We start from the raw sequence: 19058 nt of genomic DNA, 5'->3' as shown, positions 1-19058 counted from the left end.
CGCGCCGCTCCTGCCTCGCCGTGCCCGGCTCCAACCCCCGGTTCCTCGAGAAGGCGAAGGGCCTGGACGCCGACCAGGTCTTCCTCGACCTCGAGGACGCGTGCGCGCCGCTGGCCAAGCCCGGCGCCCGCAAGAACATCGTCGCCGCGCTCAACGAGGGCGGCTGGGGCGACAAGGTGCGCGTCGTGCGCGTCAACGACTGGACCACCAAGTGGACCTACCAGGACGTGATCGAGGTCGTCGAGGGCGCCGGCGCCAACCTCGACGCGATCATGCTCCCCAAGGTGCAGACCCCCGAGCACGTCGTCGCGCTCGACCTCCTGCTCACCCAGATCGAGACCGAGCACGGCCTCGAGGTCGGCCGCATCGGCATCGAGGCGCAGATCGAGAACGCCCTCGGCCTGATCAACATCGACGCCATCGCCAAGGCCTCGCCGCGCGTCGAGACCCTCATCTTCGGCCCCGCCGACTTCATGGCGAGCATCAACATGAAGTCGCTCGTGGTGGGCGAGCAGCCCCCGGGCTACGACGTCGGCGACGCCTACCACCACATCCTGATGAGCATCCTCATGGCGGCCCGCGCGCACGACAAGCAGGCCATCGACGGCCCGTACCTGCAGATCCGCGACGTCGACGGCTTCCGCCGCGTCGCCGACCGCTCGGCCGCCCTCGGCTTCGACGGCAAGTGGGTGCTGCACCCCGACCAGGTGGCCGCAGCCAACGAGGTCTTCAGCCCCCGCCAGGAGGACTACGACCACGCCGAGGACATCCTCGACGCCTACGAGTGGCACACCTCGGAGGCCGGCGGAGCCAAGGGCTCGGCGATGATCGGCGACGAGATGATCGACGAGGCCTCGCGCAAGATGGCCCTGGTGATCTCCGGCAAGGGCCGCGCCGCCGGCATGCAGCGCACCACCAAGTGGGAGCCCCCCACGCCGTGATGCCCTAGGGTCGCGGCGTGTTCGAAGTCGTGATCCTCGCCGCCGGAATGGGCACCCGTCTCGGGCGCCCCCACCCCAAGCCGCTCACCCCGCTGCGCAGCGGCCAGACGATCATGCGCCGCCAGGTGGAGTACCTGCGCGACCACTTCGGGCCCGACCTGCGCATCACCGCGGTCGTGGGGTTCAAGCTCGAGCAGATCATCGAGGCGAGCCCCGACATCGGCTTCGTCTACAACCCGTACTTCGACACCACCAACACCAACCGCTCGCTGCTCGCGGCGCTGCGGCTCACGGGCGCCTCGGGCGTCCTGTGGCTCAACGGCGACGTGGTGTTCGACCGCGAGCTGCTCGGCCTGCTCGACGGCCACCTGGACGACGACCGCACCTTCGTCGCGGTCAACACCGAGTCGGTGGCCGAGGAGGAGGTCAAGTACACCCTCGACGCGGACGGGTACGTCCGCGAGCTGTCCAAGACCGTCGACACGTCGGTGGGTCTCGGCGAGGCCGTCGGCATCAACTTCGTCGCGGCCGCCGACAAGGCGGTCCTGGTCTCGCGGCTCGAGGAGTGCGACGACCAGGACTACTTCGAGCGTGGCATCGAGCTCGCCGTCGAGCGTGACGGCCTGCGCGTCCAGGCCCTCGACATCTCGGCCTACCCGTGCATCGAGGTCGACCAGCAGGAGGACCTCGACCACGCGAACGCGGTGCTCGGCGACCGCTGAGCCCTGCCGTGTGAGGAACAGCACCCGGGCTGGCGTCCGGTTACCCGCGGGTAGATAGTGGGGGCACGCCGACCAGAGGAGCCCCCGTGGGACGACTTGCCAGCACCGACGGACTGACCGACGTCCAGCAGGAGATCATCAAGACCGTCCGCGAGTTCGTGGACCGGGAGATCCTGCCGGTCGCCACCGAGCTGGAGCACGCCGACGAGTACCCCACGAAGATCGTCGAGGGCCTCAAGGAGCTCGGCATCTTCGGCCTGATGATCCCCGAGGAGTACGACGGTCTCGGCGAGTCGCTGCTGACCTACGCGCTGGTGGTCGAGGAGATCGCGCGCGGCTGGATGAGCGTCTCGGGCGTCATCAACACGCACTTCATCGTGGCCTACATGCTCATGCACCACGGCACCGAGGAGCAGAAGAAGAAGTACCTGCCGAGGATGGCGACGGGCGAGGTGCGCGGGTCGTTCTCGATGTCCGAGCCCGGCCTCGGCTCGGACGTGTCGGCGATCAAGACCAAGGCCGCCCGCCAGGACGACGGCTCGTACTCGATCACCGGCCAGAAGATGTGGCTGACCAACGGCGGCAGCTCCAACCTCGTCGCGGTGCTGGTGCGCACCGACGAGGGCTCGGACTCGGTGTACAAGAACATGACGACCTTCCTGGTGGAGAAGGAGGCCGGTTTCGGCGAGACCGCTCCCGGCGTCACCATCCCCGGCAAGATCGACAAGATGGGCTACAAGGGCGTCGACACCACCGAGATGATCCTGGAGAACCACGCGATCTCGGCCGACCAGGTGCTCGGCGGCGAGGCGGGGCGCGGCTTCTACCAGATGATGGACGGCGTCGAGGTGGGCCGCGTCAACGTCGCCGCCCGCGCGTGCGGCATCGCGCTGCGCGCGTTCGAGCTCGGCATCGAGTACGCCCAGCAGCGCGAGACGTTCGGCAAGCCCATCGCCCAGCACCAGGCGGTGCTCTTCCGCCTCGCCGAGATGGCCACCAAGGTCGAGACGGCGCACGCGATGATGGTCAAGGCGGCCCGGCTCAAGGACAAGGGCGAGCGCAACGACGTCGAGGCCGGCATGGCCAAGTACGTCGCCGCCGAGTACTGCAACGAGGTCGTGCAGGACTCCTTCCGCATCCACGGCGGCTACGGCTACTCCAAGGAGTACGAGATCGAGCGCCTGTACCGCGAGGCGGCGTTCATGCTCATCGGCGAGGGCACCTCGGACATCCAGAAGATGATCATCGGCCGCGCCCTGCTCAAGGACTACCGGCTGCGCTGAGCGCCCGCCGTACGCTGGAGGCACCGCTCTACAGGAGGAAGCCATGCCCCCCACCACCGCGCGTCCCGGGCTCCAGCTCGAGTTCCCGCAGTCGCTCGGAGTCCACGACGACTACGCCGCCGCCCAGAAGGCCGTCGACCACCTGTCCGACCGGGGCTTCCCGGTGCAGAACTGCCTGATCGTGGGCACCGACCTCAAGCAGGTCGAGCGCATCACCGGCCGCATGACGTACCCGCGCGCCGCCGGCGCCGGTGCCGCGTCGGGCGCCTGGTTCGGCCTGTTCATCGGCCTGCTGCTCGGCCTGTTCAACGGCGAGGGCCAGTGGCTGCCCACCGTCGTCAGCGCCCTGTTCATCGGCCTGTTCTTCGGCCTCGTGTGGGGCGTGATCGGCTACTCGCTCACCGGTGGCCGCCGCGACTTCACGTCGGTCTCGCAGGTCGTGGCCACCCGCTACGAGGTGCTCGTCGAGCACAAGCTGCTCTCCCAGGCCCAGGAGGCCCTTGCGGACCTCCCCGGCCACCGGGAGCAGCAGTTCAACAACCCGACCGGACTCTAGGTCGGCGCGGGCCCCGTCGTGGTGCCGAGGCGCACCTCGACGGGGAGGACGACGTCGTCCGGGCGCTCTCCGGCGAGCATCGCGCCGACCATGCGCCCGGCGATGCGCCCCTTCTCGACCATCGGCTGGACGGCCGTGGTCAGGGTGTGCGGGCCGAGCCACGGGGTCTCGACGCCGTCGAACCCGACCACGCTGAGGTCTCCGGGCACGTCCAGGCCGAGCTCGGCGGCGGCGAGCACGACGCCGACGGCCAGCAGGTCGCTCTGAGCCACGACGGCCGTCGGCGCGGTGGCCGGGTCGGCCAGGAGCCCGTGGGCCGCCCGTCGCCCGTCGTCGACGTGGTGACGCGCGGCCTCCCAGACCCGCACCTCGCCCATCACCTCGCGGACGCCCGTGAGCCGCTCGCGGGCGTCGTGGAAGCGGCACGAGCCCACCCGGGCGTCGTCCGCCCGTCCGTCGCGGCCGTCGGCGACGAGCGGCAGGGTGACGACGCCTACGTCGCGGTGCCCGAGGTCGTGCAGGTGCCGGGCGAGCGCCCGCGAGCCGCCGCGGTGGTCGATGTCGACGAGCGGCACGTCGGGCGCGTGCGGGCCCTCGACGCCGACGAGCGGGATGCCACGCCGCCGCAGCTGGTCCAGGGACGGCTCGTCGTCGGCGCCGCACCACCCGAAGACCACCGCGTCGAGCGCGAGCCGGGCGACGCGGTCGACCGTGGTGCGCGAGCTGGCAGGCCCGCCGGGCATCAGCAGCAGGCCGGTGCCGAGCTCGTCGAAGACCTCCGAGATCCCGTCGAGCGTCGCGACGGTCACCGCGTCGCGGAACGCGTTGATCAGCCGGTCGCCGACGAGCACGCCGACGACCCCGGAGCGCCCGCGTCGCAGGGACGCCGCCGCGGGGTCGGGCCCCAGGTAGCCCAGCGCGTCGGCCGCGGCGAGCACGCGCACCCGGGTGCCGTCGGAGACGGGCTTGGTGCCCGAGAAGACCAGCGAGGCCGTCGACAGCGAGACGCCGGCGCTCGCGGCGACGTCGGACAGCGTGGGGCGACCGGTGCCGCTCATCGTGCCTCCTGCCTTGACGGGGACGGTGCTCGGTCGGAACAATAGCGAATCGATTCGATCGAAACGATTCGCCAGCCCAACGAAGCCACCCGAGAGCGACGGAGCCTCCACCCATGTCACCCACGACCGACGTGCGCTCGGCGCGCACCGCCGTCGCCCTCGTGTTCGGTCTCAACGGCTTCGTGTTCGCGAGCTGGATGTCACGGATCCCGGTGGCGCGCGACGCGCTCGGGCTGTCGCCGGGCCAGCTCGGCCTGCTGCTGCTCGCGCTGTCGGTGGGCTCGGTGAGCGGGCTGCCGGTCGCCGGCGCCCTGGTCGACCGGTTCGGCACGGCGCGGGTCGTGGCGGTGGCGTCCGGTCTCGTCGCGGTCGGTCTCGTCGGCGCCTCCTGGGGCGCCACCGTGCTCACCGCGGTGCCCGTCACGGCGGTGTTCCTGTGCGTCATGGGCTTCGGCGTCGGCACCTGGGACGTGGCGATGAACCTCGAGGGCGCCGACGTCGAGCGCGAGCTGGGACGCACGATCATGCCGCGCTTCCACGCCGCGTTCAGCCTGGGCACCGTCGCCGGCGCGGGCGGCGGCGCGCTCGCGTCCGCGACCGGGCTGGGCCTGTTCCCGCACCTCGCGGTCGCGTGCGTGGTCATGCTCGCGGTGGTGCAGACCTCGGTGCGCTCGTTCCTGCCCGTGGGTCGGGCAGAGGCCGGTGAGGAGGGGGTGCCCGGCGCCGAGCGCCGCAGCCCGCTCACCGCGTGGCTCGAGCCCAAGACCCTGATGATCGGCCTGCTGGTGCTGGGCCTGGCGCTCACCGAGGGCACCGCGAACGACTGGCTCGCCGTCGCGCTCGTCGACGGGTACGACCTGCCGTCGTGGGGCGGCGCCGCGGGCTTCGCCGCGTTCGTCACCGCGATGACCGTGGGACGCATGCTCGGCACCGGCCTGCTCGACCGGTACGGACGCGTGCCCGTCCTCTGGTCGACGATGGCGATGGCCGGCGTGGGCGTGCTGGTCACGGTGTTCTCGCCGTGGCTGCCGCTCGCCGTGGTCGGCGTCTGCCTGTGGGGCCTGGGTGCCTCGCTCGGCTTCCCCGTGGGCATGAGCGCCGCCGCCGACGACCCGCGCGGTGCCGCGGCCCGCGTCAGCGTGGTCTCGACCATCGGCTACACCGCCTTCCTGGCCGGCCCGCCGTTCATCGGGTTCGTCGCCGAGCACGTCGGCACGCTCGACGCGCTGCTCGTCGTCGCGATCATGCTGGTCCCGTCGGCGCTGGTGGTGCCCGCCGCCCGCGAGCGCTCGCGGGCGAAGCAGGCCGCCTAGCCCCAGTCGGTGGGGGGAGCGAACTGGCTCAGGGTGAGCACCGCCCCCTGCGGGTCGCGGACGGTCGCGGTGCGCGACCACTCCTCGTCCGCGCTGCGCAGCACCGTGGCGCCGAGGCTCTCGGCGAGCGCGGCCGACGCGTCCCGGTCCTGCACCGTGACGACGACGTGCCAGTGCGGCGCCTCGTCCTCGACCGGGACGATCGCGCCGATCGTGTCCTCGAACCCCTCGGGCGCCTGGGCCTGGCGGGTGCGGATGTCGGGGTCGACGGTGCTCTCGAGGTGGTCGCCGTAGCCGGGCACCTGGACCGACGTGGCCCACCCCTGGTCGGCGAAGGCCCAGCCGAACGCGGCGCCGTAGAAGGCCTGCGCGGCGGCGGGGTCGGCGGTGTGCAGGTTGCTGAAGTTCCAGGCGCCGGGCACGTTGGCCGCCTGCGCACCGAGCCGGCGGCGTGCCTGCCACAACCGGAACTCCGCGCCCTCGGGATCGCGCAGCACCGCCGCGCGTCCGCCGGGGCCCGCGTCCTCCGGCGGTGAGACCACGGTCGCGCCCAGACCCGTGAGGTGCGCGGCCGCCTCGTCCGCGTCGGCCACCGCGACGTACGTGCTCCACGACGGCTCGCCGTCGGCCGGGCCGCCGATGCCGGCCACGTCCTGGCCGCCCAGCGTGGCCACCACGTAGCGGCCCGGCGCGCCCGGCGGCATCGCCTCGGTGAACGACCAGCCGAGCAGGCCGCCGTAGAAGGCGAGCGCGGCGTCGACGTCGGGCTGCTCGGTGTCGATCCAGCAGGTGACGCCCGGGGGATAGGTCCGTGGCTGCTGGTCGCCTGCTCCGGTCATGGCGTCCTCCTCGGTCGGGGCACCAGGTCTACCGGGCCTACCCTCGCCCTGTGAACCCCTCGCGCACGGTCGACCACGTCCGCGACCAGGCCGCCGCGTGCGGACGGCGCGGGTCGGCCATGTACGAGGACCTGCTCACCCGGCTCGCCGACGACCTCGACGCCGGTGGCCCGACCGCCGACGTGCTGCGCGGCCACGAGGCCGACCCCGGCCCGTCCGCGCTGGCGCTGCGACTGGTCGGCGGCCTGCACCGGCTCGTCCTCGACGGCACCGTGCCCGCCCTCGCGGCCTCCTACCCGACCGTCGGCGGTCGCTGGGACGGCGACGCGGCCTGGCCGGTCGTCCTCGGGGCGCTGGTCGAGCACCGCGAGACCCTGCGCGCAGTGCTCGACAGCGCCCCGCAGACCAACGACCCGGGACGCTCGGCCGCCCTGCTCGGCGGGCTGATGCACGTGCTCGACGCCCACCCGCTGCCCGTCCGGCTGTGGGAGCTGGGCTGCAGCGCCGGCCTCAACCTGCGCTTCGACGCGTGGGACTACCGGTTCGACGGCGGCACCTGGGGCGTTCCCGACAGCCCGGTGCGGCTGGACGACTGCTGGCGCGGCCCGACCCCGCCGGTGCGCGAGACCGTCGACGTCGTCGAGCGCGTGGGCGTCGACCTCGCGCCGATCGACGTCACCACCGCCGACGGACGGCTGCGGCTGCTGTCGTACGTCTGGCCCGACCAGGCCGACCGCGTGGCCCGGCTCCGTGGCGCGCTGGAGGTGGCCGCCGAGATGCCCGTCGACCTGCTGGTCGCGAGCGCCGGCGACGCGCTCGACGAGCTCGACGTGGAGGCCGGCGTCGTCACCGTGGTGTGGCACTCCTTCGTCCGGCAGTACCTGGACCGGGCCGAGCAGGACCGGGTGTCCGCCCGGCTGGCCGAGATCGGCGGCCACGCCACCGCCGAGGCCCCGTTCGCGCACCTGCAGGTCGAGCCCGTCCGTCGGGACGACGCCTTCGAGAACCTCGTCCGGCTGACCACCTGGCCGGGGGGCTCGAGCCGGGTGCTGGGAGGATCGGCAGCGCACGGGGTTCCGACGACCTGGGAGTGACCATGACCGACGCCGCTGAGCTCTGGATCGTCCGCCACGGCGCGACGGAGTGGTCGCGCAACGGGCGCCACACGTCCGTCACCGACCTGCCCCTGCTGCCCGACGGCGAGAGCGAGGCGCGTCTGCTCGCGTCGCGGCTGGCCGAGATCGAGTTCGCAGCGGTGTTCTCCAGCCCGCGCGCCCGCGCGCTGCGCACCGCCGAGCTCGCGGGGTTCCCCGACGCGGTGGTCGACGAGGACCTCGCCGAGTGGTCGTACGGCGACTACGAGGGCCGGACGGGCGACGAGATCCGCGGCGAGCGTCCCGGCTGGTCGCTGTGGTCCGACGGTGCACCCGGCGGCGAGACCGGCCACCAGGTCTCGGCACGGCTGGACCGCGTCGTCGCCGAGGTCGAGGCCCGCGGCGGCCGCACCCTGGTCTTCGCCCACGGCCACAGCTCGCGCGCCCTCGCCGCACGCTGGCTCGGCCGCCCCGTCGCCGACGGCGGGATCTTCCACCTCGACACCGCCACCCTCAGCCAGCTCGGCCACGAGCACGGTCGCCGCGCCGTGATCCGCTGGAACGCCTGAGCCTCGTCTGAGGTGGGCGGCCGGCGGCGGGGCCGTCACCGGGGAATCGGTGTACGACCGTGTGGGCCGGTCATACGCCGATTCCTCCGTCGGCAGGGGCTGGGCCACGGCGGCTCCCGACCCCACGTGACCCCCCTCACCCTGGCTACCCACGGGTAACGTCGCTCGGCCATGATGGCCCGACACCCGTCACCGATCGAGGGAGCGCCCCATGCAGTTCGGCCGCAGCTACGAGGAGTTCGAGGTCGGTGCGACCTACAAGCACTGGCCCGGCAAGACGATCACCGAGTACGACGACCACCTGTTCTGCCTGCTCACCATGAACCACCACCCGCTGCACCTCGACGCGAACTACGCGGGCGAGACCACGCAGTTCGGCAAGAACGTGGTGGTGGGCAACTACGTCTACTCGCTGCTGCTCGGCATGAGCGTGCCCGACGTGTCCGGCAAGGCGATCGCGAACCTCGAGGTCGAGTCGCTGCGCCACGTCGCGCCGACCTTCCACGGCGACACCGTCTACGGCGAGACCACCGTGCTCGACAAGCGCGAGTCGCAGTCCAAGGACGACCGCGGCGTGGTGCACGTCGAGACCAAGGGCTACAACCAGGACGGCACCCTGGTGTGCATCTTCCGCCGCAAGGTGATGGTGCCCAAGCAGAGCTACCTCGACGCCCGCGGCGGCGAGCAGCCCGGCCGTCCCACGCTGGTCGAGTGAGACCGGACGGCGCGCCCGGCCTACCCTGACGACGTGCGCATCGACCTCCACACCCACTCCACGCGCTCGGACGGCACGGACACCCCGGCCGAGCTCGTCGCGAACGCGGTGGCGGCCGGGCTCGACGTCGTCGCGCTCACGGACCACGACGCCACCACGGGCTGGGACGCCGCCACGCAGGCCGCCGAGGGGGCGCCGCTCGAGCTGGTCCGGGGTCTGGAGATCTCGTGCCGTCACCACGGAGCGGGCGTGCACCTGCTCGCGTACGAGCCCGACGCCGCGCACCCCGGCCTGCACGCCGAGCTGCGTCGGGTGCTCGAGGGACGCAACGACCGCCTGCCGCGGACGCTCGCCAAGCTGGCCGACCTCGGCTACCCGGTCACCGCCGAGCAGGTGGCGGCGGTGTCCGGCGACGCGGCGGCCACCGGGCGACCGCACATCGCGGACGCGATGGTGGGGCTGGGCTACGTCGTCGACCGCGACGAGGCCTTCGGGCGGTTCCTGATGCCGGGCCGGCCGGCGTACGTCGACCGCTACGCCGCCGACCTCGAGACGATGATCGGCCTGGTCCGCGACGCGGGCGGGGTCACCGTGGTCGCGCACCCGTGGTCGCGGGGGAGCGGGCGGGTCCTCGACGCCGACGCGTTCGCGCACCTGCGCGACGCCGGGCTGACGGGCATCGAGGTCGACCACAACGACCACACCCCCGACAAGCGCGAGGCCCTGCGTGGTCTCGCGGGCGACCTCGACCTCGTCGCCACCGGGTCGAGCGACTACCACGGCACCGGCAAGGTCGGCTTCGACCTCGGCTGCCACACCACCGACCCCGAGCAGCTGGAGCGCCTGCGCGACGCGTGGCACGAGTCGGCCCGGGTCGCCGCGCGAGCCGGGGACGTCCTCTAGGGTCTGCGCATGCGTCCGTCGTCACGGGCCGCGCTGTGGGGCCTGCTCGGGACCGCTGCCGTCGCCGCGCTCCTCGTCTCGCCCGTGCCCGGTGCGCCCACCGCGTCGGCCGGCGCGTCCTCGGAGCCGCCGAGCATCGTGATGATCCACATGGACGACGTCTCGACCGACCTGGTGCGCACGATGCCCGAGCTGCGACGGCTGGCCGCGCGCAGCGCCCGGTTCCGCAACGCGTTCGTCGCCGACTCCCTGTGCTGCACCTCGCGCGCGAGCACGTTCACCGGCCAGTACCCGCACAACACCGGCGTGCGCACGAACTACACCGGCCCCGACCCGTCGCACCCGGTGGGCGGCTACGCGGCCTTCGAGAAGTACGGCAACCTGGCGCGCTCGTTCAACGTGGCCCTGCACGGCCAGGCGCCGGTGCGCTACGACACCGCGATCATGGGCAAGTACGTCAACGCCTTCGGGCCCAGGAGGGGCGTGCCACCGGGCTGGACGACGTTCGAGGCCGTGCTGGCCGACGGCTACCAGCAGTACGGGTACCGGATGACGAAGGCCGTCCGGGACGCACGGGGCCGCCGCGTCCTGACCACCCGGCGCTACGGCACGCGCCCCCAGGACTACGGCACCACCGTGCAGGAGCGTCGCGCGCTCAGGTACGTCCGCACGCACGAGAGGCGCACCCGGCCGTACTACCTGCAGATCTCGACCTACGCGGCGCACGCGCGCACGTCGGCACCGGCTCGCCCGGGCGACCCGCAGTTCGTCCCGGCGCCACGCGACCTCCCCGGCGGAACGAAGCCGGCGGGCAACTGCGGACGCGTGGCCTGCGGCTCGCTCGACGCCGGCCTGCTGCCGGGCTACGGCGACCGCTCGGCCGACAACGCGGCGGTGAGGGACGACGGCACACGGGTGGCCTGGCGCGGCGACAAGGCCCTGACGCCTGCCGTGCGCGCCACCCTCACCAAGCGCCTGCGCAACCGGGCGCAGATGGTGCAGGCCGTCGACCGCATGATCGGCAAGGTGCGCCGCTCGGTCGGCCCGAACACCTACGTCGTGATCACCTCCGACAACGGGTACCGGCTCGGTCAGCTGAGCATGCCCAACGGCAAGGCGACGCCGTACGACGCGGACGTGCGCGTCCCGCTCATCGTCAGCGGGCCCGGCGTGCGGCCCGGCACGCGGGACCAGGTGGTCTCCAACGTCGACCTCGCCTCGACCTTCGAGCAGATCGCCGGCGTCGCGCCGCGCGTCCGGCGAGACGGCCGCTCCTTCCTCGACGTGCTGCGCGACCCGGCGGCGGTCGGCGGTCGGGTCGCGTTCTTCGAGCACCGGCAGCCCGCGTCGGTGCCCGGCGACCCCGACAAGGAGTCGAGCACCCGCCTGGTGCCGTCCTACGTCGCGGCTCGCTCGGCGGACGCGCTGCTCGTCAAGCTCGACCTCGACCCGGGGCCGGGCGTGGAGGTCGGCTGGGAGTTCTACCGGGGACTGTCGCGCCCGGGCGGCTACGAGGCGACCAACACGTACACCACGGCGGACCCGACGGTGCGATGGCTGCAGCAGCGCATCGCGGCGTTCGAGGGGTGCTCGGGCGTCGTCTGCCGGACGGCGACGCTGTAGCCCTCAGACCAGGTGGCGGTCGAAGAACCGCGTGGTGCGGCGCATCGATCGGGCGAACTGGTCGTAGAACGTGTGGCCCTCGCGCTCGTAGGTGACGAGCTCGACGTCGCCGCCGGCGGCCTTCATCGCCTCGACGGTCGCACGGGCCCAGCGCGGCGGGCACGTGTCGTCCTGCTCGCCCTGCTGGACGAGCAGCGGCTGGGCGATGTCGCCGAGGTAGGGACGCGACGACGCCTCGCGCCAGAACGTCGGGTTCGTGTCCGGTCGCCCGTAGCGGCGCCACAGCTCGGCGACGGCCTCGTCACGCCCGCCGTCGTCCAGGTAGAACTGGCGCACGTTGTCGATCGCGACCGAGCTGGTGGGGGCGTAGACCACCGCGGCCTTGACGAGGTCGGGCCGGGCGATCAGCGCGTTGTAGGTGACCGGGCCGCCCATCGAGCGTCCGAAGTAGCCCATCCGCGCACCGTCGAGCTCGGCGACGTCGGAGTCGCGGACGGCGAGCGCGGCGTTGACGACGTCGACCGAGTACGGCAGGCGCAGCTCGACGTCGACGTCCGGGTCGTCGTCGGAACCGGCGTGGTTGCGGTAGTCGACGTGCAGCACGGCGTAGCCCTCGCGCGCCAGGTAGTCCTGCTCGCGCATCATCCCCTGGCCGGTCCGGTAGACGGCGGGATCGATGTAGCCGTGGTTGAGGATCAGCACCGGGAACGGCCCGGCGCCGCGGGGCACGTTCATCACGCCGGAGATGCGCAGGCCGTCGCCGCGGAAGGTGGCGGCGTAGCGGACGTAGGCGTCGTCGCGGTCGAGGACGCGTCCGAGCCGGAGGTCGCCGCCGTCGTACTCGCGGGTCTTGAGCGCGGGCACCGACACGGGGTTCGGGGGTGGCGCGCTGGCCGTCGGCGACGGGCTGGGCGAGGCCGACGGCGTGGTGGGCGGGGGCGTCGTCGTGGACGGCGAGGGCGTCGGCGCGTCGGAGGACCCGCTGCAGCCCACCACCGCCGTCGCGGCGAGCGGCACGGTCACGGCGAGGAGTCGTCGTCGGGTCAGCACCCCACCATCCTCCCCGACCCGGCAAGGTGGACCCCGTGATCGTGACCTTCGACCTGTTCAGCGCCCTGACCGACTCGCGCTCCGGCGCCACCGCCGCGCTCGTCGCGACGGGCCGCGACGCCGACGAGGCCGGCGCCCTCTACGACGCGTGGGACGCCCGCAACAAGCGCCTGCAGGCGGACTGCACGACGTGGGAGTCGTTCCACGACCTGTCGTTGCAGGCGCTGGGCCAGACGTACGCCGAGCGCGGCGTCGTGGGTGACGCTCCCGGCGACCTCGCCGCGCTCTGGGCGTCGATCGGCGCCTGGCCGCTGTGGCCCGACGTCGCGGACGGCGTGGCGGCGGTGGCGGGGCAGGCCCGTGTCGGCCTGCTGTCGAACGTCGACGACTTCCTCGTGGTCCGCACCCGCGGCCACGCGCTCGTCGACCCGGAGCTGGCCCTGACGTCGGAGCGGCTCGGTGCCTACAAGCCGGGGGAGCGGATCTACCGCCTCGCCCAGCAGGTGGCCGCCGACGCCGGCCACGAGCTCGTGCACGTGGCGGCGTCGGCACGCGACGTGCGCGGCGCGCTCGAGGCGGGCGTGCGCACCGTGCGCCTGGCACGGCCGGGCCACCGCGTGGATCCCGACGGCCCGGTGCCCGAGCACGAGGTCGAGGACGCCCGCGACCTGCCGGGCGTCCTCGCGTCGCTGTCCTGAGTCAGGTGGTGGGGAGCACCAGCACGGTCCAGGTGACGAGCGGGGCGATCACGACGATCGACATGCCCCACTGCATCAGCCGCTTGAACACCATGTCGCGCTGGTCCTCGGCCGTGTTGGCCACGACGAGGGCGCCGTTGGTGGAGAACGGGCTGCAGTCGACCACCGAGCTCGAGATCGCCAGGGCCGTGACCAGGGCGATGGCGTTGACCTGGTCGGTCAGCAGGAACGGCACGGCGAGCGGGATCAGGGTGCCGATGATGCCGGTGGTCGAGGCGAAGGCCGACACGAGCGCGCCGATGAAGCAGATGAGCAGCGCGGCGACGAGCGGGGCGCCGACCTCGGCGACGCGGTCGCCGAGCCAGTCGATCGTGCCCTCGCTCTCCAGGAGGGTCACGTAGGTGACGATGCCGCCGATGAGCAGCACGGTGCCCCAGGCGATCTTGTCGACGGCGCCCTTGGCCGACGCCGGGAAGACCAGCGTGAGGATGACGGCGATGGTCAGGGCCGTGAAGCCGACGTCGAGGTCGAAGCCGAGCGCGCCGACCACCAGGGCGAGCAGGCCCACGAGGGTGAAGGTGCGCTCGCCGTTGAGCGAGTAGGACTCCTCCTCGGTCGGCTGCGGCGCGGACGGGCGGGTGGACTCCTGGGCGGCGCCGGGGGTGCCCGTGACGGGGGCACGCGTCGCCGCCGTGCTGGTGCGCGCCGCGTCGGTGCCCACCTCGGCGAGCTCCTCGTCCTCGCGTCCGCGCGACAGCAGCTCGCGCCCGCCGAAGGCCAGGAAGGTGATGGTGGCGACCAGCAGGGCCGCGAACAGCGCGGCGAAGAACAAGATGGCCGGGCTGCCGTCCAGGTCGGCGCTCGAGACCACGCCGTTGGTGATCGACCCGAAGATGCCGATCGGCGAGAAGCTGCCGCCCGTCGCGCCCTGCACCACCATCATGCCCATGAGGACCGGGTGGATCCGGTAGCGCGAGGCGAACCGCAGCGCGATCGGGGCGATGATCGCCACGGCGGCGGGGCTCACGGCGCCGATGCCGGTGATGACCGCACTGACCACGAACATCGCCCACGGCACCAGGGCCACGCGGCCGCCGACGAGCCGCACCGAGCCGTGCACGATCCAGTCCACGGTGCCGTTGTTCTTGGCCAGCGCGAACAGGTAGGTGACCCCCACCAGGATGACGAACAGGTCGCCGGGGAAGCCGCCGAGGATGTCGTCGGTCGACGAGCTGTAGACGGTCAGGCCCACCACGAAGGACGCCACCAGGGCGAGCGCACCCATGTTGGCGCCGCGCACGGAGGCGATCAGGAAGACGAGGGCGAGCACCGCGAGGGCGATGACGTCGGTGGACACGGGGTCTCCAACCAGGTCGGGGGACGGGGGTCCGAGAGACACCGCAGCGGCGTCTGTGACTCAGATCATGGCAATTGGACTAGCCACTTGGCAACCCGACCAATGGGCCACCACGGGACGGACCTACCAGGACACCCCGTGCTGGGCCAGCTCGGCCTCCATCATCATCCGCTCCAGCGCGCTGACGGGCGACGTCTCCGGGGCGTCGAGGCCGAGCGAGGCGCAGCAGGCACGCAGGGTGTCGTCGTAGGCCAGTCCGATGGCCCGCATCCGGTGGCCCTTGGCCTGCTCGTCGGAGCGCTCGGCCTCGCGGTAGGCGTCCTCGAGCCGGCGCAGGTCGCTGACCATCTGCGCGAGCGACGGCCCGGCGGGTGGCTCGGGCTCGCGGGCCCAGGGGGCGTGGCCGCCACCGACGAACCAGCCGAAGAACCGCTCGAGGGCCAGCAGCCCGAGGGCAGGGCCGAAGCAGATGGCCACGTACGCCAGCAGGACATCCATGTGAGCTCCCGGGAGGCGCCGCGCGCCGTCCCTGTCGAGTGTCGCACGGATCACGTCAGGGCAGTACCCGCCGCATGGTCGTGGGGGAGGGCCACGGGTGGGGCGCCGAGGGCGACCGTCACCAGCGACCGCAGCAGCGGCAGGTGGACGCCGAGGTCGTCGGTGGCGGCGTCGCCGAACACCTCGACGAGCCACCCGTGCCCGCCGGAGCCGAGCACCTGGGCGTACCCGGTGGCGGCCAGGTAGGTGCGCTCCTCGTCCGGCCCGCTGAGCTGGGTGACGTGGAAGCCCGCGACCGCACCGCGGGCGGTCGCGTCCGAGAGCGGGTAGGCGGAGAGCTCGTGGCTGGTGACGGGCAGGTCGCTGAGGTGGGTGGGCGCCACCGGGTCCGCCGGCGGCCGCACCTGCTCGCTCAGGACGTCGTCGAGCGTGCCCGCCTCGGTCACGGCGCTCACCCACCAGGCGGCGGCGCCGACGGCACGGGCGAAGCCGCCCGCGGCCACGGCGAGCCGGGCGCTCGTCGGGGCGTCGGGCTGCAGCGAGAGGTCCTGGTGCACCCGGTGGACCACCTCGGCCATGGCCAGGGCGTCCACCCCGGGCTGCACGGTGCCGACGACGGGCGGGGCCGACGTGCCGCGCTTGCGCGCGTAGAGCTCGCCGTCGGCCAGTCGCAGCAGGGTGCGCATCATCTCCTGCGCGGTGGTGACGTTGGGCGGCGGCGCGGTGAGACGCCCCGATCCGCAGGACAGCCCGGCGCCATAGGGCAGGGACACCGACCGCAGGTCGGCGGACTCGCGCAGCGCGTCGAGCCGGGTCGTGGCCTCGCCGGTGAGGACCACGGCGAACTCGTCGCCGCCGATGCGTCCGACGACCGTGTCCCTCCCGTCGTCGCCGACCACCGCCGCGACGGCGTCGGTGAGCAGGACGCCGACCTGGCGGAGCACCTCGTCGCCGGCGTCGTGCCCGAACTGGTCGTTGGCCCGCTTGAGGCCGTTGACGTCGCACATCAGCACGGCGACCTCGCGGAACAGGTCGGTGTCGGTGCCCTGGGTGATGGCGTGGACGAGCCGCGCCTCGACGACGCGGCGGTTCGCCAGCCCCGTGAGCGCGTCGACGTGGGCGTCGGTGCGCAGCGCGCGCAGCAGCGTCCGGTTGTCGAGCAGCACCAGGAACTGGCGCACCAGGACGAGCACGAACAGCGCGAGCACGGCCCAGAGCGTCCGCTCGGACAGCGAGTCGCGCTCGTGGACCACGAGCGCGACGGCGCCGATGCAGACCGTGAGAGGGATGTAGGGCAGGGCCTGGACGCCGCGCAGGCCGAGGAGCGGACGGACCGGCCGCCCGTCGTCGCGCACGGGCGGGGCGATCGCACCGAGCGTGATCAGCAGGAAGCCCAGCACCCAGCCGAGCCCGAGCAGGTTGCCCGAGCCGTAGGTGTCCGAGCCCGTCGCGTACAGGAAGGCGGTGTCGGCGGCGGCGAGCGCGATCAGACCGGAGGAGACGAGGACGAGCGGGAGGCGTCCGTGCTCGGGGGCTCGCGAGGCGGCCAGGATCGCGACCGTCGCCAGGGCGATGTCGCCCACGGGGTACAGCACCGAGAGCGCCTGCTCGAGCCCGACCACGTCGGCGCTGGACCAGACCTGCTCCAAGGTGGTGACCCAGGCCAGCGCGAGGAAGGAGCCGCCGATGATCAGGCCGTCGAGCAGGTCGCGGACGGCACGCGTGTGACGCCGGCGGCGGGCGTTCCAGGCGCCCAGCCCCAGGCTCGCGAGCACGATGAAGGCGCTGAAGCCGACGTCGGAGGGCGAGGGGAACGGCACCTCCACCCCGCGTAGGTGGACGCTGACGGTCCACCACAGCTGGGCGAGGGTCCAGGCGGCGCAGGCCAGGGCCAGCAGCACCCAGGGCAGCGCCGCCCCGCGTCCCTCGCGACGCGCGGCCAGCGCGCAGGCGAGGGTGGCCACGGCCGCGGCGAGCAGCTGGCTGAGGTCGTCCAGGCGCGAGGCGGCCACCTCGGGGAGCAGCACGAGCCCGCCACCGACGGCCGCCACCAGCGCGGTGACGACGAGTGCCGCGGGCAGGCCGAGGAGCGCCGTCGCGCGGTCGGCGACGGCGCTGCCGGCCCCCGTGGACCGGGATGCTCCGGGCGGCGTCTCATCCATCTGGACCAATCATGATGGGTGAGGCCTGACGGCGCCCGGTTTTGGTCAGAAGGTGTCGAGCAACGCCTGGGCGGCGGCGGGCGGGTTCTCCACCGCGGGGGAGTGCGCCGACCCCGGCACCACCTGGACGGACGTGCCGTAGCGGGAGGCCATGTCGGCCTGGACGTCGTGCGGCCAGGCGTCGTCGTCGGCGCCGCGGACCACGTGGACGGGCACGCCGGTGGCCGCCACGTCGGCCACGCGGTCGGGGGCCGAGCGCAGGTGCTCGGCGATCGTGGCGAGCGACCGCGGGTCGTTGCCGGTGAACCGGGCGCGCAGGAACGCCCGGATCTCGTCGGTGACCGGTGCCGCGGCGGCCTGGCGGACCTCGAACAGGCGCTCCAGGCCCAGCTCGGGGACCGCCCGGACGAACGACGCGAGCGGGTCGAGCTTGTCGGCGCCGGTGAAGGCGCCGGGGCCGCTGCAGAGCAGCGTCAGACCGCTCCAGACCGACGGGTCGGCGACGACGGCCGCCTGCGCGACGAGCCCGCCGAAGCTGTGCCCGACCAGGTGGCTGGTGGGTCGGTCGCGCGAGGCCACCGTCCGGACGGCCAGCGCGTCGGCCGCGAACCCCTCGAGGTCGTAGTCGGCGTCGTCGGAGCCGGGCGACTCCCACTGGCCGCGCTGGTCGTACGCGGTGGCGTGCCAGCCCGCCGCGGCCAGCAGGGGCAGGACCGGCGTGAAGTCCTCCTTGCTGCCCGTGAACCCGGGTACGAGCAGCACGTGGCCGCGGACGTCGCCCTCGGGCACCGCCTCCTGGCCCGCGAGCTCGCCGCGGGGCGTCGAGATCGTCACCAGGTGGACGCCGCCTGGCAGGTCGAGGGTGCGCGGGGTGCTCATGGGGCCACCTTGCGCCCCCGGCGCGCGACCCGCGCCACCAGGCCGAGGGGTGCGTGCCGGGCGACCGTGGCGAGCACCCGGTAGCGCCGCGATGGCACGGACAGTGCCCGGCCGCGGTCGACGTCGGCCAGCGCGTCGGCGACCACGCGGTCGGCGCGCAGCCACATCCACCGCGGCACGTCGCTCGGGTCGACCCCCATGCGCTCGTGGAACTCGGTGCGCACGAACCCCGGCAGCAGCGTGGTGGTGCGCACGCCCTCGTCTGCGTAGCGGAGGTCGAGCCAGCCGCTGAGGTTCGTCAGCCATGCCTTGTGCGCCGAGTAGGTGCCGCGCGGGGTGTAGGCCGCGACGCTGGCGACGTTGACGATCTGCCCGCTGCCGCGCGGTCGCATGACGGCCAGCGCCGCGTGGCACAGGTGCAGCGGGGCGCGCACCAGGAGGTCGAGCTGGTGGTCCTCGGCGTCGAGCGGCGCGTCGCCGAAGAACCGTCCGAGCGACGAGCCGGCGTTGTTGACCAGCAGGTCGACGTCGTGCGCGGCGACGGCGTCGCACGCCGCCCCGAGGCCCTCGGTGGTGGCGAGGTCGGCGCGGACGACGTGCACCGGCACGCCGTGGGCGGCCGCGAGGTCGTCGGCGAGCGCGTCGAGCCGTGCCTGGTCGCGGGCCACGAGGACCAGGCCGTGGCCGCGGGCCGCGAGCTGACGGGCGAACTCCAGGCCGATGCCGGCCGTGGCGCCGGTGACGAGGGCGGTGCGGCGGGTGTCGTGCATGCGACAGATCGTTCCACGCGAGGGGGAC

The 19058-nt window shown here is 73.4% G+C and carries 19 protein-coding genes; 11 read left to right on the top strand and 8 right to left on the bottom strand.

What is annotated here, in order from left to right:
* From ACI6PP_RS09780 to ACI6PP_RS09765, 4 genes are all read left to right on the top strand, one after another.
* On the top strand, positions 1-941 hold a 941-nt coding region (locus ACI6PP_RS09780), incomplete at its 5' end, for an HpcH/HpaI aldolase/citrate lyase family protein (protein ID WP_421111197.1).
* A gap of 17 nt (positions 942-958) precedes the next feature.
* A complete protein-coding gene (locus ACI6PP_RS09775) occupies positions 959-1663 on the top strand; it encodes a phosphocholine cytidylyltransferase family protein (RefSeq protein WP_421111195.1) in 705 nt (234 codons plus the stop codon).
* 86 nt (positions 1664-1749) lie between these two features.
* A complete protein-coding gene (locus tag ACI6PP_RS09770) occupies positions 1750-2946 on the top strand; it encodes an acyl-CoA dehydrogenase family protein (RefSeq protein ID WP_421111193.1) in 1197 nt (398 codons plus the stop codon).
* Between the two features lie 43 nt (positions 2947-2989).
* Positions 2990-3502: a YflT domain-containing protein gene (locus ACI6PP_RS09765; protein WP_421111192.1), complete on the top strand. Its 513-nt coding sequence runs from the start codon at positions 2990-2992 to the stop codon at positions 3500-3502.
* On the opposite strand, the gene ACI6PP_RS09760 is transcribed toward ACI6PP_RS09765, so the two are convergent.
* A complete protein-coding gene (locus ACI6PP_RS09760) occupies positions 3499-4560 on the bottom strand; it encodes a LacI family DNA-binding transcriptional regulator (RefSeq protein ID WP_421111190.1) in 1062 nt (353 codons plus the stop codon). The two genes, ACI6PP_RS09765 and ACI6PP_RS09760, sit on opposite strands and share 4 nt — an antisense overlap.
* 113 nt (positions 4561-4673) lie before the next feature.
* Between ACI6PP_RS09760 and ACI6PP_RS09755 the strand changes: the two genes are divergently transcribed.
* Complete coding sequence (locus ACI6PP_RS09755) at positions 4674-5873, top strand: MFS transporter (RefSeq protein ID WP_421111188.1); 1200 nt, start codon at positions 4674-4676, stop codon at positions 5871-5873.
* Here ACI6PP_RS09755 and ACI6PP_RS09750 read toward each other — a convergent pair.
* Positions 5870-6712, bottom strand: coding sequence for a VOC family protein (locus ACI6PP_RS09750; protein ID WP_421111187.1), 843 nt, complete (start codon positions 6710-6712; stop codon positions 5870-5872). The two genes, ACI6PP_RS09755 and ACI6PP_RS09750, sit on opposite strands and share 4 nt — an antisense overlap.
* 50 nt (positions 6713-6762) lie before the next feature.
* Between ACI6PP_RS09750 and ACI6PP_RS09745 the strand changes: the two genes are divergently transcribed.
* The 5 genes from ACI6PP_RS09745 to ACI6PP_RS09725 all read left to right on the top strand — a co-directional run bounded on the left by ACI6PP_RS09745 (position 6763) and on the right by ACI6PP_RS09725 (position 11616).
* A complete protein-coding gene (locus ACI6PP_RS09745) occupies positions 6763-7806 on the top strand; it encodes a DUF2332 domain-containing protein (protein WP_421111185.1) in 1044 nt (347 codons plus the stop codon).
* Positions 7807-7808: 2 nt separating this feature from the next.
* Positions 7809-8375 (top strand): histidine phosphatase family protein, encoded by a 567-nt coding sequence (locus ACI6PP_RS09740; RefSeq protein WP_421111184.1) that lies wholly within the window; start codon positions 7809-7811, stop codon positions 8373-8375.
* A gap of 211 nt (positions 8376-8586) precedes the next feature.
* On the top strand, positions 8587-9090 hold the full coding sequence (locus ACI6PP_RS09735) for a MaoC family dehydratase (RefSeq protein WP_421111182.1): 504 nt from the start codon (positions 8587-8589) through the stop codon (positions 9088-9090).
* Between the two features lie 33 nt (positions 9091-9123).
* Entirely contained in the window at positions 9124-9993 is an 870-nt protein-coding gene (locus tag ACI6PP_RS09730; RefSeq protein WP_421111181.1) for a PHP domain-containing protein, read from the top strand.
* 9 nt (positions 9994-10002) lie between these two features.
* Entirely contained in the window at positions 10003-11616 is a 1614-nt protein-coding gene (locus ACI6PP_RS09725; protein ID WP_421111179.1) for a sulfatase-like hydrolase/transferase, read from the top strand.
* Positions 11617-11619: 3 nt separating this feature from the next.
* Here the strand turns inward: ACI6PP_RS09725 and ACI6PP_RS09720 are convergent, their stop codons facing one another.
* A complete protein-coding gene (locus ACI6PP_RS09720) occupies positions 11620-12666 on the bottom strand; it encodes an alpha/beta hydrolase family protein (RefSeq protein WP_421111177.1) in 1047 nt (348 codons plus the stop codon).
* A gap of 35 nt (positions 12667-12701) precedes the next feature.
* Here ACI6PP_RS09720 and ACI6PP_RS09715 point away from each other — a divergent pair, with 35 nt between their 5' ends.
* The gene (locus ACI6PP_RS09715; RefSeq protein ID WP_421111175.1) at positions 12702-13364 is read left to right on the top strand and encodes an HAD family hydrolase; all 663 of its coding nucleotides are present in this window, start codon (positions 12702-12704) and stop codon (positions 13362-13364) included.
* A 1-nt stretch (position 13365) separates the two neighbouring features.
* On the opposite strand, the gene ACI6PP_RS09710 is transcribed toward ACI6PP_RS09715, so the two are convergent.
* The 5 genes from ACI6PP_RS09710 to ACI6PP_RS09690 all read right to left on the bottom strand — a co-directional run bounded on the left by ACI6PP_RS09710 (position 13366) and on the right by ACI6PP_RS09690 (position 19030).
* Positions 13366-14721 (bottom strand): SLC13 family permease, encoded by a 1356-nt coding sequence (locus ACI6PP_RS09710; RefSeq protein ID WP_421111174.1) that lies wholly within the window; start codon positions 14719-14721, stop codon positions 13366-13368.
* 123 nt (positions 14722-14844) lie between these two features.
* Complete coding sequence (locus ACI6PP_RS09705; protein ID WP_421111172.1) at positions 14845-15219, bottom strand: hypothetical protein; 375 nt, start codon at positions 15217-15219, stop codon at positions 14845-14847.
* A 50-nt stretch (positions 15220-15269) separates the two neighbouring features.
* Positions 15270-17381: a GGDEF domain-containing protein gene (locus ACI6PP_RS09700; RefSeq protein ID WP_421111170.1), complete on the bottom strand. Its 2112-nt coding sequence runs from the start codon at positions 17379-17381 to the stop codon at positions 15270-15272.
* A 45-nt stretch (positions 17382-17426) separates the two neighbouring features.
* Positions 17427-18260 carry an alpha/beta fold hydrolase gene (locus tag ACI6PP_RS09695; protein WP_421111168.1) on the bottom strand — a complete coding sequence of 278 codons (834 nt, stop codon included), beginning with the start codon at positions 18258-18260 and terminating at the stop codon, positions 17427-17429.
* Positions 18257-19030: an SDR family NAD(P)-dependent oxidoreductase gene (locus ACI6PP_RS09690; RefSeq protein ID WP_421111166.1), complete on the bottom strand. Its 774-nt coding sequence runs from the start codon at positions 19028-19030 to the stop codon at positions 18257-18259. The genes ACI6PP_RS09695 and ACI6PP_RS09690 overlap by 4 nt, the downstream gene beginning before the upstream one ends.
* Between the last annotated feature and the right edge of the window lie 28 nt (positions 19031-19058).

Source organism: Solicola agrisoli, from assembly GCF_049059935.1.
Classification (GTDB): Bacteria; Actinomycetota; Actinomycetes; order Propionibacteriales; family Nocardioidaceae; genus JAURVT01.
This window is presented reverse-complemented; position numbering and strand designations above follow the sequence as displayed.